At 37.9% G+C, this 18,152-nt stretch carries 12 protein-coding genes and 4 tRNA genes; 1 reads left to right on the plus strand and 15 read right to left on the minus strand.

Going from position 1 to position 18,152, the window contains the following annotated elements; all coding sequences use genetic code 11:
* Positions 1-40 precede the first annotated feature (40 nt).
* The 14 genes from DKG80_RS14955 to DKG80_RS15020 all read right to left on the minus strand — a co-directional run bounded on the left by DKG80_RS14955 (position 41) and on the right by DKG80_RS15020 (position 13,530).
* A complete protein-coding gene (locus tag DKG80_RS14955) occupies positions 41-370 on the minus strand; it encodes a DUF3467 domain-containing protein (RefSeq protein ID WP_109832173.1) in 330 nt (109 codons plus the stop codon).
* The gene (gene rpoC, locus DKG80_RS14960; protein WP_109832174.1) at positions 363-4,673 is read right to left on the minus strand and encodes a DNA-directed RNA polymerase subunit beta'; all 4,311 of its coding nucleotides are present in this window, start codon (positions 4,671-4,673) and stop codon (positions 363-365) included. The genes DKG80_RS14955 and rpoC overlap by 8 nt, the downstream gene beginning before the upstream one ends.
* Before the next feature lie 58 nt (positions 4,674-4,731).
* Positions 4,732-8,604 (minus strand): DNA-directed RNA polymerase subunit beta, encoded by a 3,873-nt coding sequence (gene rpoB / locus DKG80_RS14965; RefSeq protein WP_109832175.1) that lies wholly within the window; start codon positions 8,602-8,604, stop codon positions 4,732-4,734.
* Between the two features lie 144 nt (positions 8,605-8,748).
* Positions 8,749-9,129, minus strand: coding sequence for a 50S ribosomal protein L7/L12 (gene rplL, locus DKG80_RS14970; protein WP_109832176.1), 381 nt, complete (start codon positions 9,127-9,129; stop codon positions 8,749-8,751).
* Positions 9,130-9,169: 40 nt separating this feature from the next.
* Positions 9,170-9,700: a 50S ribosomal protein L10 gene (gene rplJ, locus DKG80_RS14975; protein WP_109832177.1), complete on the minus strand. Its 531-nt coding sequence runs from the start codon at positions 9,698-9,700 to the stop codon at positions 9,170-9,172.
* Between the two features lie 56 nt (positions 9,701-9,756).
* On the minus strand, positions 9,757-10,455 hold the full coding sequence (gene rplA / locus DKG80_RS14980) for a 50S ribosomal protein L1 (protein WP_109832178.1): 699 nt from the start codon (positions 10,453-10,455) through the stop codon (positions 9,757-9,759).
* A 13-nt stretch (positions 10,456-10,468) separates the two neighbouring features.
* Positions 10,469-10,912, minus strand: coding sequence for a 50S ribosomal protein L11 (rplK, locus tag DKG80_RS14985; RefSeq protein WP_109832179.1), 444 nt, complete (start codon positions 10,910-10,912; stop codon positions 10,469-10,471).
* A 2-nt stretch (positions 10,913-10,914) separates the two neighbouring features.
* Positions 10,915-11,472 carry a transcription termination/antitermination protein NusG gene (gene nusG, locus DKG80_RS14990; protein ID WP_109832180.1) on the minus strand — a complete coding sequence of 186 codons (558 nt, stop codon included), beginning with the start codon at positions 11,470-11,472 and terminating at the stop codon, positions 10,915-10,917.
* Positions 11,473-11,489: 17 nt separating this feature from the next.
* Positions 11,490-11,681 carry a preprotein translocase subunit SecE gene (gene secE / locus DKG80_RS14995; protein WP_109832181.1) on the minus strand — a complete coding sequence of 64 codons (192 nt, stop codon included), beginning with the start codon at positions 11,679-11,681 and terminating at the stop codon, positions 11,490-11,492.
* A gap of 27 nt (positions 11,682-11,708) precedes the next feature.
* Positions 11,709-11,781, minus strand: a tRNA-Trp gene (locus DKG80_RS15000).
* 113 nt (positions 11,782-11,894) lie between these two features.
* Positions 11,895-13,082 carry an elongation factor Tu gene (tuf, locus tag DKG80_RS15005; RefSeq protein WP_109832182.1) on the minus strand — a complete coding sequence of 396 codons (1,188 nt, stop codon included), beginning with the start codon at positions 13,080-13,082 and terminating at the stop codon, positions 11,895-11,897.
* A 115-nt stretch (positions 13,083-13,197) separates the two neighbouring features.
* Positions 13,198-13,269, minus strand: a tRNA-Thr gene (locus DKG80_RS15010).
* Between the two features lie 64 nt (positions 13,270-13,333).
* Positions 13,334-13,406, minus strand: a tRNA-Gly gene (locus tag DKG80_RS15015).
* 38 nt (positions 13,407-13,444) lie between these two features.
* Positions 13,445-13,530, minus strand: a tRNA-Tyr gene (locus tag DKG80_RS15020).
* 233 nt (positions 13,531-13,763) lie between these two features.
* Here DKG80_RS15020 and DKG80_RS15025 point away from each other — a divergent pair.
* Positions 13,764-15,641, plus strand: a complete 1,878-nt coding sequence (locus DKG80_RS15025; RefSeq protein ID WP_245907018.1) for a M1 family metallopeptidase — start codon at positions 13,764-13,766, stop codon at positions 15,639-15,641.
* Here the strand turns inward: DKG80_RS15025 and DKG80_RS15030 are convergent.
* The gene (locus tag DKG80_RS15030; RefSeq protein ID WP_109832183.1) at positions 15,633-18,113 is read right to left on the minus strand and encodes a M1 family metallopeptidase; all 2,481 of its coding nucleotides are present in this window, start codon (positions 18,111-18,113) and stop codon (positions 15,633-15,635) included. The genes DKG80_RS15025 and DKG80_RS15030 overlap by 9 nt on opposite strands.
* Positions 18,114-18,152: the final 39 nt, after the last annotated feature.

Consider the following 18,152-nt stretch of genomic DNA (forward strand, 5'->3'; position numbering starts at 1 on the left):
ATTTCACAACCCCTATTTTAAATATATTTATGTCAGGCACTTACGCTTCGCCTACTGCACCTCCGAAATTCATTGGGAATTTTGGAGATTCTTCGACTTGCTTAATAGGTCCAAACATTTTTTCATATTTCTGAATATTCTCTTGAAGTGCCAAAAACAAACGCTTGGCATGCTCTGGAGTAACAACTACTCTTGATTTCACCTTAGCCTTTGGTACTCCTGGCATCAATCGAATAAAGTCGATAACGAATTCAGAATTTGAGTGAGCAATCATCGCAAGATTTGCATAAACACCTTCTGCGATTTCTTCAGACAACTCAATGTTGATTTGATTGCCCGCTTGTTTCTGATTTTCGTCCTGCTTATTCATTTTCTTGTAAATCTTTAGACCTTACAAATTCTTGCTTAGCAGAAACTAAGTTATCATACTCTTCTTGAGACCCAACGATTAAATCTCCGTATTCTCTTCTACCTGTACCTGCTGGTATCAAGTGTCCAACGATTACGTTTTCTTTCAATCCACTTAAATCATCCCTTTTACCTCTAATCGAAGCTTCACTTAAGACTTTAGTGGTTTCTTGGAATGAAGCAGCAGATATGAAGCTTTCTGTTCCTAGAGATGCTTGAGTGATACCTTGAAGCGTTGGTTTAGAAACCGCAGGCTCTGCACTTCTAACAACTGCCAGTTTTAGGTCTTTCCTTCTCAAGCTAGAATTTTCATCTCTCAACTGTCGAGAAGTGATAATCTGTCCAGCCTTTAAGTTAGCAGAATCACCAGCATCCGTCACTACTTTCATATCCAATACAGAATCATTCTCTTCCATAAATCTCTGTTTATCTACAAGCTGATTTGGTAGGAAGCTAGTGTCACCAGCATCTAGAATTATTACTTTCTGCATCATTTGTCTAACGATAACTTCAATATGCTTATCGTTAATTTTCACACCTTGCAGTCTGTATACCTCTTGAATTTCATTCACTAAATATTCTTGTACTGCAGTAGGTCCTTTGATAGACAAAATATCTGCAGGAGTTACTGCACCATCAGAAAGCGAATAACCTGCCCTTACAAAGTCATTATCTTGAACCAAAATGTGTTTAGAAAGAGAAACTAGGTATCTTTTCTTCACTCCATCTTTAGACTCTACAAAGATTTCTCTATTTCCTCTTTTGATTCCACCGTATGTTACCACACCATCAATCTCAGAAACAACAGCCGGGTTAGAAGGGTTTCTAGCCTCAAATAACTCTGTTACTCTTGGTAAACCTCCAGTAATATCTCTTGATTTACCCATTGATCTCGGAATCTTAGCAAGAATCTGACCTGCAGAAATCTTATCCCCAATATCAACCGCCAAGTGTGCCCCTACAGGTATATTATAACCTTTAGACTCATCCTTGCCTTCCACAACTACGGCAGGATTCTTTGTTTTATCTTTTGTATCGATGATTACTTTCTCTCTGTGACCGGTCTGCTCATCAGATTCTTCCTTATAAGTAATACCCTCAATTATCGAGTCAAACTCCACAGTACCATCGAATTCAGACAAGATCACAGCATTATATGGATCCCACGCACAAAGTTGATCTCCTTTCTTCACTTTTTTCTTGTTTTTCACATTCAAGAAAGCTCCATAAGGTACATGATTACTGATCAAAGTCTTACCTGTTTCAGGGTCGTTAATTTTAATCTCGCCCGCTCTACCCATTACTACGTCTACAGCATCTCCTTCAGAGTTAGTAGTTTTCAAAGATCTTAGCTCTTCAAATTCTACGACACCATCGAACTTAGCCTGGATCGTTGCTTCAACTGCAATGTTCGAAGCAGTACCCCCTACGTGGAATGTTCTCAATGTCAGCTGTGTTCCTGGCTCACCAATCGACTGGGCAGCGATCACACCTACAGCCTCTCCTTTTTGAGCCATTTTACCCGTAGCAAGATTACGTCCATAACACTTAGAACAAACTCCTCTCTTCGCTTCACAAGTAAGTACTGATCTAATTTCTACTTCTTCGATAGCTGTCTCATCAACTTGCTCAGCTAACTCCTCTGTAATCTCGATTCCTGCTGGAATAATCAATTCTTCGGAGATAGGATCGTACACATCATGTACAGATACTCTACCTAAAATTCTTTCAGACAATGGCTCTACAATATCCTCATTGTCTTTCAGTGCTGAAACAACAAGCCCTCTTAGCGTACCGCAGTCTTCTTCGTTTACTACTACATCTTGCGATACATCTACCAAACGTCTAGTCAAGTAACCCGCATCCGCAGTTTTCAATGCTGTATCGGCAAGACCTTTACGAGCACCATGCGTAGAGATAAAGTATTCAATTACATCAAGTCCTTCTTTAAAGTTTGAAAGAATTGGGTTTTCGATGATTTCACCTACAGAACCTTGAAGGTTTTTCTGTGGTTTAGCCATCAAACCTCTCATTCCTCCGAGCTGACGAATTTGCTCTCTCGATCCCCTTGCACCTGAGTGCATCATCATGTAAATCGAATTAAAACCTTGCTTTTCCTCTTCTAATTGCTTCATTAGTGTTGAAGTCAACATAGAATTGATTCTGGTCCAAATATCAATAACTTGGTTATATCTCTCGTTGTCAGTTATTAGACCCATTTGATAATTGGCCCATACTGCATCTACTTCTTCTTTGGCTTGTGCGACAAGTCCTTCTTTCTCCTCAGGAATGTTAATGTCACCAAGTCCCATTGACAAACCTCCCTTGTATGCCGACTGGAACCCTAAGTGTTTGATATCATCTAAGAACTGTGCAGTTCTAGCCATTCCAGTAATCTTGAAGACTCTAGAAATAATCTGTTGAAGCTTTTTCTTCGAAAGAAGCTCGTCTACGAAACCTACTTCCTCAGGAACGAACTGGTTAAATATAACTCTACCAGCTACCGTTTCAATAACTTTAGTTTCTAACTCACCTTCCTCAGTTCTAACCGTAGTTCTTACTTTGATGAAAGCGTGCTTTGATAGTTTTCCTTCGTTAATAGCAATTACTACTTCTTCTGCACTGTAGAAAGTCATACCTTCTCCAGCAACCTTCTCCTCATCTGTACTTCTTTTACCTTTAGTAACATAGTAAAGACCCAATACCATATCCTGAGAAGGTACAGTAATAGGAGCTCCATTTGCAGGATTTAAAATATTATGAGAAGCGAGCATTAAAATAGATGCTTCCAAAATAGCCTCATGACCTAAAGGTACGTGAACCGCCATTTGGTCACCATCAAAATCGGCGTTGAATGCCGTACATGCTAATGGGTGAAGTTGGATAGCTTTACCTTCAATCAACTTAGGTTGGAAAGCCTGAATACCAAGCCTGTGTAGTGTAGGAGCACGGTTAAGCAGAACAGGATGTCCTTTCAAAACGTTCTCCAATATATCCCAAACAACTGGGTCCTTTCTATCAACTATTTTCTTAGCAGACTTTACAGTCTTAACAATTCCTCTTTCTATTAATTTTCTAATGATAAAAGGCTTGAAAAGCTCAGCAGCCATTCCTTTAGGAAGACCACACTCGTGCATTTTCAATTCTGGTCCTACTACAATTACAGAACGTCCAGAATAATCAACCCTCTTTCCTAGTAAGTTTTGACGGAATCTACCTTGCTTACCTTTAAGCATATCGCTCAAAGATTTCAATGCTCTATTTCCATCAGATCTTACCGCATTCACTTTTCTTGAGTTATCAAAAAGAGAATCAACTGCTTCTTGAAGCATCCTCTTTTCATTTCTCAAAATCACCTCTGGAGCCTTAATATCAACCAATCTTTTCAGACGATTGTTTCTGATAATAACTCTTCTATAAAGATCATTTAAATCAGATGTAGCGAATCTACCTCCGTCTAATGGCACCAATGGTCTCAATTCAGGTGGAATAACTGGAACCATCTTAATTATCATCCACTCAGGCTTATTCTCAATTCTAGTCTTAGCATCTCTGAATGCCTCAACAACCTTTAACCTTTTCAAAGCCTCTGCTTTTCTCTGCTGAGAAGTATCTGTGGCAGCTTGGTGTCTCAAGTCATAAGATAAAGTATCTAAATCTATCCTTGATAAAGACATCTCCAAAGCCTCAGCTCCCATTTTAGCGATGAATTTGTTTGGATCATCATCATCAAGCATTTGGTTTTCCCTTGGAAGTTTATCCAAGATATCTAAATACTCATCTTCAGTTAAGAAGTCATGCCTGTTGATACCATCTTCTTCCTTGATACCTGGTTGAATAACCAAAAAACGCTCATAGTAAATGATTTGGTCAAGCTTCTTAGTAGGAATTCCCAGAAGATAACCAATTTTATTTGGTAATGATTTGAAGTACCAAATATGAGCTACAGGAACCACCAACTCGATGTGCCCCATTCTCTCTCTTCTTACTTTCTTTTCAGTAACTTCAACACCACATCGATCACAGATAATACCTTTATATCTGATTCTCTTATATTTCCCACAATGACATTCCCAATCCTTTACAGGTCCGAATATTCTTTCACAGAATAGTCCACCCATTTCTGGCTTATAGGTTCGATAGTTGATGGTCTCTGGTTGAGTAACCTCACCATGCGAGCTTTCCAGAATAGATTCGGGAGAAGCCAAACTTACTGTCACTTTCGAGAAGTCGTTGTTCAGCTTTTTGTTTTTTCTGAATGCCATAATTATATCTTGATATATGTTAATGTCCCGAGGTTAGTCGGGACTGTTGTTCAAAAAATTAGTCTAAAGTGATTTCAAGAGCCAAACCTCTTAATTCGTGAACGAGTACGTTGAACGACTCCGGAATATTAGGTTTGTTCATATTCTCACCTTTAACGATAGCTTCATAAGCTTTCGCTCTACCAATTACATCATCAGACTTGATAGTCAAGATCTCTTGAAGAACATTAGCAGCACCGAAAGCTTCCAGTGCCCAAACTTCCATTTCTCCAAAACGCTGACCACCAAACTGAGCCTTACCTCCTAATGGTTGTTGAGTAATCAACGAGTATGGTCCGATAGAACGTGCGTGCATCTTATCATCAACTAAGTGACCTAGTTTCAGCATATATGCTATCCCCACTGTAACAGGTTGGTCAAACCTTTCACCTGTCAATCCATCATATAGATAAGATCTACCGTACTCTGGAAGCCCTGCCTCTGCCAATTCTGCTGCAACCTCTTCCATAGTAGCACCGTCAAAAATCGGAGTAGCATATTTTCTACCCAATTTGTATCCAGCCCAAGCCAAAACAGTTTCATAAATCTGTCCTATATTCATCCTTGATGGTACACCAAGAGGGTTCAAACAAATATCTACTGGAGTCCCGTCTTCTAGGAAAGGCATATCCTCTTCTCTAACAATCTTAGCAACAACACCTTTGTTACCGTGACGACCTGCCATTTTATCACCTACTTTCAACTTACGCTTCTTAGCTACATAAACTTTCGCAAGTTGAACAATTCCAGCTGGAAGCTCGTCTCCTACCTCTAGAGTAAATCTTTCCCTTTTGAAAACACCTGAAATCTCATTTCTAGCTTTATTATAATTCTTAACAAGTCTCACAATAAGCTCATTTGCGTGATCATCATCTGTCCAGTTTTCTAGAATTAAATCTGAAATTAAATTCACTTCTTCTGGGACATGATAACTACTTTCATCTCTGAAGATATTCTTGTCAGGGAAAATGTTTTGATCAATGTTATTAGCATTGAACTTGACACCTTTTGACATGATCTCTTCTCCAAACTTATGCTTAACTCCTTGCGAGGTCATACCTCCGATAAGTTCGACAAGCTTTTCTATAATTTCAGTTCTGAGCGCCAAAAGATCTTTTGAGTACTTTGCTTTAAGCAATTCTACTTCCTTTTTAGCCTTTGCCCTAAGATCTTTATCCTTCTTAGGTCTTGAGAATAGTTTTGTATCTATAACAACACCTCTCAATGATGGAGAGGCTTTCAAAGAAGCATCCTTAACATCACCTGCTTTATCACCAAAGATAGCCCTAAGTAGTTTCTCCTCAGGAGTAGGATCCGACTCTCCTTTAGGAGTAATCTTACCAATTAAAATATCTCCTTCTTTGATCTCCGCTCCTACTCTGATAATACCGTTTTCATCAAGGTTTTTAACTGCCTCTTCTGATACATTAGGAATTTCAGACGTTAGTTCTTCTTCACCTCGTTTAGTATCTCTAACCTCCAATTCATATTCATCGATATGAATAGAAGTAAAAACATCATCCCTTACAACCTTCTCAGAAATCACAATCGCATCCTCAAAGTTATAACCTTGCCAAGGCATGTATGCCACTTTAAGATTTCTACCAAGAGCAAGCTCTCCTTTTTCAGTAGCAAAACCTTCACACAGTGCTTGACCTTGTTTAACCTTATCACCTTTATAAACAATTGGCTTCAGATTAATACAAGTATCTTGATTTGTTCTTCTGAATTTTATTAAATCATAAGTAGTTTCCTCACTGCCGAATAATACCAACTTCTCATCGTCGGTTCTATCATATTTTACGACAATCTTTTTTGAATCTACATATGTAATAACTCCATCTTTTTCAGCTAAAACTAACGATCGAGAATCCAATGCAACCCTTTTCTCTAAACCAGTACCTACAATTGGAGCTTGTGGCTTCAATAAAGGTACAGCTTGGCGCTGCATGTTCGATCCCATCAAAGCACGGTTCGCATCATCATGCTCGAGGAATGGAATCATAGATGCTGCAACAGAAACAATCTGGTTAGGTGCAACATCCATATATCTAAGCTCCTTAGGCCCTACAACAGGGAAATCCCCTTCGTACCTAGCTTTAACTTTATCATTTAGGAATTCTCCTCCATCATTTAATGGTGCGTTTGCCTGAGCAATGTTATGCGTATCTTCTTCCTCTGCCGTTAAATATTTAACGTCAGCGGACATATCAACAACACCTTCATTTACCTCTCTGTAAGGGGTTTCAATGAATCCCATTTGATTCACTTTTGCATGAACACAAAGAGAAGATATCAAACCAATGTTTGGTCCCTCAGGAGTTTCAATTGTACAAAGTCTACCGTAGTGAGTGTAATGAACGTCTCTTACCTCAAAACCAGCTCTTTCTCTAGAAAGACCTCCTGGTCCTAGTGCAGACATTCTTCTTTTATGTGTAATCTCTGCTAATGGATTAGTTTGATCCATAAACTGAGATAACTGATTAGTTCCGAAGAACGAATTGATTACCGATGAAAGTGTTCTTGCATTGATCAAATCAATAGGCTTGAACTCTTCATTATCCCTGACATTCATTCTTTCCTTGATCGTTCTAGCCATTCTAGATAGACCAACACCGAACTGTGCGTAAAGCTGTTCACCTACCGTCCTTACACGTCTATTACTTAAGTGATCAATATCATCCACAACAGCTTTTGAATTGATCAACCCTATCAAATACTTAACGATAAGGATTATATCCTCAGTGGTTAATACCCTTGAATCGTTAGAAAGATCCAATTGAAGCTTTCTATTAATTCTATATCTACCTACATCACCTAAATCATATCTCTTGTCTGAGAAGAACAAGTTGTTAATGATATCACGAGCGGTTTGCTCATCTGGTGCCTCAGTATTTCTTAATTGTCTATAGATCTGCTCTACTGCTTCTTTTTCAGAGTTGGAATTGTCTTTCTGAAGCGTATTGTAAATAATAGAGTAATCTGTAACGTTAACATCTTTCTTGTGAAGAATAATAGACTTAGATCCCGAATCTAAAATAATGTCAATGTCCTCTTCTGTAATTATAGAGTCTCTTTCAAGAACAACTTCGTTTCTGTCAATAGATACAACCTCTCCTGTATCTTCATCAACGAAATCCTCTGTCCAAGTTCTAAGAACCCTTGCAGCTAATTTTCTATCAACTACTTTCTTCAGTTCTTTTTTATTTGCTTCGATTTCTTCTGACAATCCAAACAAATCGAGAATATCTTTATCACCTCCATAACCTATTGCTCTTAATAAAGTAGTTACAGGGAACTTTTTCTTTCTATCGATATACGCATACATAACGTTATTTACGTCTGTTGCGAATTCAATCCAAGAACCTCTAAAAGGAATAATTCTCGCTGAATATAGTTTCGTTCCATTAGTGTGCTTACTCTGTGCGAAAAACACACCTGGAGACCTATGTAATTGAGATACAATAACTCTTTCTGCACCATTTATCACAAAAGAACCCTTCGGAGTCATATAAGGAATATTCCCTAAAAACACCTCTTGTTCGATAGTTTCAAAATCATCATTATCTTCATCATTACAAGATAATTTCAATTTTGCTTTCAGAGGCACCGAATATGTCAGTCCTCTATCAATACTTTCATCTACATTGTACTTTGGTGGGTCTACCATATAATCAATGAACTCTAGGACAAAATTGTCTCTAGAATCAGAGATTGGGAAGTTTTCTGAAAATACTTTGAACAGTCCTTCTTGCACCCTTTTTTCTGCAGGTGTTTCCAATTGGAAGAAGTCCTCAAATGACTGCAACTGAACCTTCAAGAAATCAGGATAATCTATCACTGATTTGATCGAAGAAAAATTGATTCTTTCAGATGTATTATTACTAGCCAAGGCAGTACTATTTATTTGTTATCAATACAAGAAATGTTTCGCATCCAAGATTTGGAAATATAGAAACAGGAAAAGACCTGACCCCGATGCATCGGGGCCAGGTCTAATATTTTAGACGTTTTTTAATTAAAAACCGTCAAAGAATTACTTAAGCTCTACTTCAGCTCCAGCTTCTTCCAATTGCTTCTTAAGACCTTCAGCTTCATCTTTAGCTAGACCTTCTTTGATAGCTTTAGGAGCTCCGTCTACAACTTCTTTCGCTTCTTTCAATCCAAGACCTGTTAGCTCTTTAACAAGCTTAACGATTGCAAGTTTAGCTCCACCTGGAGATTTTAAGATCACGTCAAAAGAGCTCTTCTCTTCTGCCCCACCTTCTTCTCCTCCAGCAGCACCAGCTACCATTACAGGAGCAGCAGCAGCAGCTGGCTCGATTCCGTACTCATCTTTTAAAATTTCAGCTAATTCATTTACTTCCTTTACAGTTAAGTTGACCAACTGCTCAGCGAATTCTTTTAAATCTGCCATTTTCTTACTATTTGTAAATTAATAATTTAAACCTTGATAATTAACGTTCGGACAAAGTCTTAAGCAACCCTGATAATGTTTGTCCTCCACTCTGTAGAGACGAAATAACATTTTTAGCAGGAGATTGCAACAATCCAATGACTTCACCAATAAGCTCATTCTTAGACTTAAGCTTGCTAAGCGCACTCAGGTGTTCGGCACCAATGAAGAGATCGTAATCGATGGAAGCTCCCTTCAAATGTGGTCTTTGGTCTTTATCCTCTTTTTGAAATTTCTTGATCACATTAGCAGGCACATTCGCTGCTTCTGCACTTGTAAACATAACTCCAGTAAATCCTTTCAAAACTGTATCATTAAGTTCTGAAAAATCACCTTCTACATTTTCAAGCGCCTTTTTGATCAAAGTGTTTTTGATAACCTTATATTCAATACCAGCCTCGAAGCACTTTCTTCTCAAGTTATTTACTTCTTCTACTGTCATACCTGATGCATCAGTAAAATAGAAATTACTTGTTTCTTTGAACTTCTCAGTTAGTTCTTGAATAACAAGGGCTTTATCTTCTTTTGTCATTTTAATTTCTTTTGTAATTCCAACGTATTTCTACGGTTGAATTAGTTAAAAGACTATTATAAACCCGCTATTGAACCTTTGTCAACAGAGATGCCAGCACTCATAGTACTAGACATGCTAATACTCTTAAAATAAGTACCTTTTGCACTCGCAGGCTTCAACTTTGAAACTGTCTGAATTAACTCCATAGCGTTTTCTTCGATCTTCTCTGGTGAGAATGACACTCTTCCGATACTTGCATGGATGATTCCAAATTTGTCTACTTTAAAATCAATTTTACCAGACTTCACTTCTTTTACTGCTTTAGCAACGTCAAGCGTAACAGTTCCAGATTTAGGATTTGGCATTAAACCTCTAGGCCCTAAAACTCTACCAATACGACCAACTTTAGCCATTACAGTAGGCATAGTTATGATAACATCTACATCAGTCCATCCACCTTCGATCTTCTTAATGTAATCATCTAACCCTACGTGATCAGCACCTGCATCTTTTGCTTCCTGTTCTTTATCAGGTGTACAAAGTACAAGTACTCTAGTTTCTTTACCAGTTCCATGTGGAAGTGCAACAACACCTCTCACCATTTGATCTGCCTTTCTTGGATCAACTCCTAACCTTAAGTCAACGTCAACTGATGCGTCGAACTTACTCGTAGTGATATCTTTTACTATCTGCGATGCCTCCGAAAGAGAGTAACTCTTTGTTTTGTCATACTTTTCTGCAGCTAGCTTTTGACTTTTCGTTAATTTTGCCATTTTAATTCAATAATTAATTGGCCCAAGGGGCGTCTCCTGTTACATTTATTCCCATGCTTCTAGCAGTACCCGCTACTTGTTTCATAGCAGACTCTACTGTAAAAGCATTCAAGTCAGGTAGCTTGGTCTCTGCGATCTCTTTCACTTGATCCCAGCTTACTGATCCTACTTTGTCTCTGTTTGGTTGTGAAGAACCTTTCTTAAGTTTCGCAGCATTCATCAAAAGAACAGATGCTGGGGGTGTCTTAATAACAAAGTCAAAAGATTTGTCACTGTAAATAGTAACAAGTACTGGAAGTACTTGACCTGCTTTTTCCTGAGTTCTGGCATTAAATTGCTTACAGAAATCCATTATGTTAAGTCCCTTACTACCTAGAGCAGGACCTACTGGAGGAGAAGGATTGGCAGCGCCACCCTTTATCTGTAATTTTAAGTAACCACTAATTTCCTTAGCCATTTTTACTCTACTTTTTCAACTTGAACATAATTAAGCTCTACAGGAGTATTTCGGCCGAAGATTTTCACCATTACATTCAACTTCTTCCTTTCTTCAAATACTTCTTCTACCGTACCTGTAAAACCACTAAATGGACCATCCATTACATTAACACTCTCTCCCACTATAAAAGGAGTATCAAGCTTTTCTTCTAGCTCGTCTACCTCTTCTACTTTTCCTAAAATTCGGTTAACCTCATTTTGTCTTAATGGAACAGGGGTCTTAGAAGGACCTCCATCATTTGAACCTAAAAATCCAATTACACCTGGTATATTAGTGATTGTATGTTGTACCTCACCGTGATTGATGTCTGCAGAAATCAAAATATAGCCAGGAAAGAAATTCCTTTCTCTGACTCTCTTTTTTCCATTTCTCATTTCATACACCTTTTCAGCAGGTATCATAACCTGAGGAATGTATTCTTCCAGATTCATCCTGACAATCTCCGTCTCCAAGTAAGATTTTACTTTCTTTTCTTGGCCACTGACAGCACGAACAACGTACCATTTTAAATCACTCATAGTACAGGACTTTAGACTTAAAGATTATTATAGTACCAATCCAACATATTCTCGAAACCGAGATCTATCAGACCAATGAATAACGCGAAGATCAGGGAAGCGACTAAGACCAGAATAGAAGAACTTTGAAGCTCAGAATACTTGGACCATGTAACCTTGTGGACCATCTCGTCATAAGATTCTTTAATAAAGTTGATCAATTTAGTCATAGTACAAACCTTAACGTTTTTAATTAGCACGGGTCGAGAGACTCGAACTCCCAACCGCTGGTTTTGGAGACCAGTGCTCTACCAATTGAGCTAGACCCGTGTGCGGTTTTCCTTAAAAAAGGACTGCAAAATTAGATGATTATTTCAGATAAACAAACGCACTTCATTAAAAAATGAAGTGCGTTGTTAATTTTATATCTACCGATTAGACGATTAGTCTAAGATTTCAGTAACCTGCCCAGAACCAACTGTTCTACCACCTTCTCTGATCGCAAATCTTAGTCCTTTTTCAAGAGCTACTTTATTGATCAAAGTTACTTCGATAGTAACGTTATCACCTGGCATTACCATTTCAACTCCTTCAGGAAGTTTAATCTCACCAGTTACATCAGTTGTCCTTAGATAGAACTGAGGTCTGTATTTGTTAAAGAAAGGAGTGTGTCTACCACCTTCTTCTTTTGAAAGGACATAAACCTCAGCTTTGAAGTGAGAGTGAGGATTCACAGAACCAGGCTTACAGATAATCATACCTCTTTTGATATCCGTTTTCTCGATACCTCTTAAAAGTAGACCAACGTTGTCACCAGCTTCACCTCTGTCTAAGATTTTTCTAAACATCTCAACACCAGTGATAGTTGAAGTCATGTCTTCAGCACCCATACCGATGATATCTACAGGGTCACCTGTGTTAGTAACACCTCTTTCGATTCTACCAGTAGCTACTGTACCTCTACCAGTGATAGAGAATACATCTTCTACAGGCATCAAGAAATCTTTATCTACAGCTCTTTCTGGTAATGGAATATACTCGTCAACAGCAGCCATCAACTCGTCGATTTTAGCAACCCACTCAGCTTCACCGTTCAATCCACCTAATGCTGATCCAGCAATTACAGGAATATCATCACCTGGAAAATCATACTCAGAAAGAAGCTCTCTTACTTCCATTTCAACAAGCTCAAGAAGCTCTTCATCATCTACCAAGTCAACTTTGTTCATGAACACAACTAGCGCTGGTACACCTACCTGTCTTGAAAGAAGGATGTGCTCTCTAGTTTGTGGCATAGGACCGTCAGTAGCAGCAACAACGATGATAGCACCGTCCATTTGCGCAGCACCAGTAATCATGTTCTTTACATAATCGGCGTGACCTGGACAATCAACGTGTGCGTAGTGTCTGTTTTCTGTTTGGTATTCGATATGAGAAGTATTGATTGTAATACCTCTTTCTGCTTCCTCAGGAGCGTTATCGATTGCACCAAAGTCTTTTTGCTCAGCAAGACCTTTGTCAGCTAATACTTTAGAGATAGCAGCAGTCAAAGTTGTCTTACCGTGATCCACGTGACCAATAGTACCAATATTCACGTGAGGTTTCGAACGGTCAAAGGTTTCTTTAGCCATGTCTGAAAATTCCTATTTTAGTTAAAAATTCTGTTAAATATAAAAATCACCATACAACAGTGCATGGCTAATTAAAAAATTCAAAACTCTAATGGATTACCTGAGGGAGAGAATGAGCCAACGACGGGATTTGAACCCGTGGCCTCTTCCTTACCAAGGAAGTGCTCTACCCCTGAGCTACGTCGGCTTGATTGAATCTATCCGACATTGCCAGGCAAGCCTTAGCTACATCGGCATAGTTTAATAAAAAGAGCGGGAGACGAGGCTCGAACCCGCGACCTACAGCTTGGAAGGCTGTCGCTCTACCAACTGAGCTACTCCCGCTTATTAAACATTTTGATGTCCTCGACATCAATGGCCAATGGTGGGGGGAGCAGGATTCGAACCTGCGAAGACATAAGTCAACGGAGTTACAGTCCGTCCCAGTTGGCCGCTTTGGTATCCCCCCAGTTATTTCAACATTTCAATGTAACTTTCCTCAATTGGCTGACCTTTTTAGCCCGTTTTTTTAAGGAAGTGCAAAAGTATAATCTTTTGTCTCTTATTCAAATTTTTCAAAATTTATTTTCAATCTCTTTTTTCTTCGTGATTGTTTTCATTTTGAATGGGCGGCAAAAATGCACTTATGCTTTCAATTTTCAATAGTTTTAGGAAGAATTTTCAAAAGAATTTTATGCTAACATGAAGTCATTTTACAGAAGCATTTCATTACCAACTACTTTGGCTGTTTTTATTTCTTTTTTTTCTTGTCAAACATCTAACGATTCAATCAACATGGATGCCATTAATAATGATAGTCACTCGTTCGCAAGACTAGGACAGTCTATAATCACTCATCTAAACTGGGACGCAAGAATTGATTTTAACAAAAAGAAAATCTTCGCCACCGCTACTTACCAAATAAAAAAGCTACCCAATGCTAAGATTATAGTCTTGGATACTAAAAATCTAAATATTCGCTCTGTTGTGAATGGGAATAATGAAACTCTTCCCTTTGAATTATTAGAACCACAGCACTTTCTCGGACAAGCTCTAAAAATTCAGCTAAGCTCTAATACTAAGCTAATTAGCATAACTTATGAAACTAATAAATCAGCTGAGGCTCTACAATGGTTGAGTCCGCAACAAACAGCTGACAAAACTTTTCCCTTTTTGTTTACACAATCACAAGCCATCCTTGCTCGTTCATGGATTCCTATTCAAGATTCTCCTGGAATACGATTCACATACGATGCAAAGGTTGAAGTACCTAAAAATCTAATTGCTCTAATGAGCGCTAATAATCCTACTAAGAAAAATGATTCTGGAATTTATAATTTTAAAATGGAGCAACCTATTCCTGCATATCTATTGGCTCTTTCAGCGGGAGATTTAGTCTATAAACCAATCAGCGATCGAAGCGGAGTATATGCAGAGCCTTCAGTTTTAGATGATGCTCTATATGAATTTGAAGATCTTGAAAAAATGATCTCTACAGCTGAATCATTATATGGTGAATACAAATGGGGTAAATATGACTTACTTGTCTTACCTCCAAGTTTTCCATTTGGAGGGATGGAAAACCCTAAATTAACTTTTGCCACTCCTACCATTTTGGCAGGGGATAAGTCTCTAACGTCTCTAGTTGCTCATGAGCTAGCTCATAGTTGGTCTGGTAATTTGGTAACGAATGCAACATGGGATGACTTTTGGTTAAACGAAGGGTTTACGGTCTACTTCGAATATAGAATTATGGAAGCTCTTTATGGAAGGGAATACTCTGAAATGCTAGCTTCATTATCAATGAATGGACTGAAGGAAGAATTAGAAAGTTTACCAGCTGAAGACACTCGTCTAAAACTAAATCTTAAGGGTCGTAATCCAGACGATGGGATGACTTCTATCGCTTATGATAAAGGATATTTCTTTTTAAGGTCACTAGAAGAAAAATTTGGGAGAGAAAAATTTGACTTATTTCTAAAGACTTATTTTTCTCAAAATGCCTACCAGAGCATCACTACTGAAAAGTTCATTGAAATTTTAAACAAACAACTTATAGAAGAGTATCAAATTGACTTACCAAAAGACTTTTTAAATGAATGGATATATACGCATGGACTTCCAAATGACTCTCCTACTCCATCTCCAGAAAAGTTTAAAACTGTAGATAAAGCAATCCTTCAGCTATTAAAAAACATGACCGCGTCCCAAATGAAGGATGAATTCAAAACAGATCAATGGTCTACACATGAGTGGATACAATTTGTCAGTGAGCTTCCAAACCAATTAGACTCTGTGCAATTGCGTTCTTTAGATGAAGTATTTGGTTTTACAAAATCTCAGAATAGTGAAATATTCTCTGTTTGGGCTAAAGTCTCTATTCAAAATAATTATCAGCCTTGCTACCCATACATTGAGTCTTTCTTAATAAAAACTGGTCGTCGTAAATTTCTAATGCCCCTTTATACCGCTCTAATTCAAACGGAAGAAGGTAAAAAATGGGCAAAAGAAGTTTATAAGAAAGCTAGACCTAATTACCATTATGTGGCTAGTAGTTCTATTGATGAATTATTAGAATAACTGATTTGACTCATACCAATTTATCAATTCTGGGTCTGATTCATTTTTTCTGATATCTTCCATGGCTTGCTCGGCACCGTTAGTATCTGAAATCAACATTAAAGTTTGATAGGCTGATAGTTTTGTTCCGTACTGAGCATGGGTTGTTGCTATGTGATACAACTGTCCAACGGCTATTTCTTTGAACTTAGTAGGAGCGCTTATGAGTTTCTCTGCATAGAGTTGAAGTAAAAAGTATATCTCTGAGTTCTTAAGTTGTTTAAACTTCGTGCTGTACCATGGAAATACAAAATCATCTTCTTTTTCATTCACAAATGGTGCCAATGCCAAGACTATATTGATATTAGTTTCAAGAGCGAAATTTTTAAAAACCGATTCGTGTAATTGCTGTCCATTTTCTTGAAACTGTGTTAACGCTGCACCTGCTACCATGTAAGATGAGTCGCCTATTGCTTTAGTAATAAATTGCTTATACTCTTCAAATGAAACCTGTCCTACATAATTGACAGCCGAAGCACGAACTTCGGATGATGAATCTTTCAGTAAAAGTGTTACACGATCTTTATAATCGTCAATTTTGAGTTTAGATGAACTTAGATAATTCAAGGTTCTTTGTTTTATTGTTGGATATGGATCTTCTAATCCCATTTCCACTATACTTTTTATAATCTTTTTGGATTTAAAAGAAGGAAGGCTATCTATTGTCTGAATCCTTCCATACAGATCCGATTTGTTTTTCATTTGTTCAAGTAGCTCCAACTCAGATTTATCATGATTAATCTCGGCTAGTAAATATCTATCACCATCAAACACTACAAGTTCAGGTTCTGATTCATACTTAAAAGTGTAGACTTCTAATCCATTTGTCATGACAACTGAATGGCGATGGATAATTCCTTCTACGGTTATATCAATAAATAGTGGAAGTTCATATACCATATCCATCCCTACAGAAGAATATTGCTCTGCGGTAATGGTCAAAGTTCCATCTTTATATTCATGGGTTACATCAATTATTGGATGTCCTGGGGTAAAATACCATTGGTCAAAAAACCAGTGCAAATCCTCTCCTAACAATTCTTCAAAAGCTAATCTTAAGTCTGCTACCTCTACGGATTGGTATTCATTTTTCTTTAAATAATGATGTACCCCAGCAAAAAACGCCTGATCTCCAAGATAACCTCGGAGCATATGTAGGACTGCTGCTCCTTTATTATAAGAATGTGTATCAAACAGATCATTTCGAGAGTCATAATAATATCTAATCAATGACTTTGCGCTATCATAGGATTCGGTAAAGTAAGCTTCCCTAGAGTTAAGTAATTCAAACTGAGCTTCGTCAATTCCATACTTATACTCTGCCCACAGATACTCACTATAACTTGCAAATCCTTCATTAAGTGTCAAATTTGACCAAGATTCACAGGTGACCAAATCTCCAAACCATTGATGAAACAGTTCATGCGCTATAATATCGTCCCAATTAAAATCGATGAGCTCACGCCTAGTAGCCTGAACTCCTTCCATAAAAACGGATGCTGTTGTATTCTCCATGGCTCCAGAGACAAAATCCCGGACGACAACTTGACTGTACTTCTGCCATGGAAACGGATAATCCAACAATTCTGAAAAATACTCTATCATCTCTGGGGTATGCCCAAAGATTGCCTTTGCATGAGCCTCATACTCTGGTTCGACTATGTATTCTAATTCGATATCATTCCAAGTATCCTTGACGGTTGCGTATTCACCTATGGCCATCATGAATAAATATGGTGCATGTGGCTGATCCATTTTCCAGATATCTGTTCTAATTCCAGATTGATCTGGACTCGCTTTTGGATTGATAAGAATGCCATTGGACAATGTTCTGTATTTATCTTGAACAGATATTTGGATCTCTTGAGTACACCTCTGATTGGGAGTATCAATAGTAGGAAACCACACTGAACTTGATTCTGTTTCTCCTTGTGTCCAAATCTGAAATGGTTTGTTAGGCTTGTCTTTAGACGGTTTTATGAAGTAAAGTCCTTTATCTTCAGTGATCACACCATCTCCTTTGGTCTTTACTAAATTAGGGTGTGCTGTATAGTCTATGTTTACCTCGAGAGTATCGAAACGATTAACTGGTCTATCTAGGTCTATAGCCAAGTTCAAACTATCATATTGATAATTCATAGATCTACCGTTGACCATTACCTTAGAAATCACCATCATTTTTGCATCAAGAACAAGACGAGTTTGTTCGTAATAATACGGTTTAAGGAACAAAAGGGCTTCTCCCTGCATCGTTTCATTCTCCCAATCAAAAGACACTTTTAATTCTGTATGAATAAGATCAAAATGATTTGTTTCTGAGCCTCTATAGACCGCAGATAATTCTTCGTTTTCTTGAGTATACCCCTTAGATATAAATACTGTTAATGAAAGAACTAGAAATAAGAATAAGATGGAATTCTGAATGCTTCGCATAAATGCACCGGTTAATATTTCTAACAAACAAAAGCGCTA

The sequence above is a fragment of the Reichenbachiella versicolor genome (genome assembly GCF_003171675.1).
GTDB classification, from domain to species: Bacteria; Bacteroidota; Bacteroidia; order Cytophagales; family Cyclobacteriaceae; genus Reichenbachiella; species Reichenbachiella versicolor.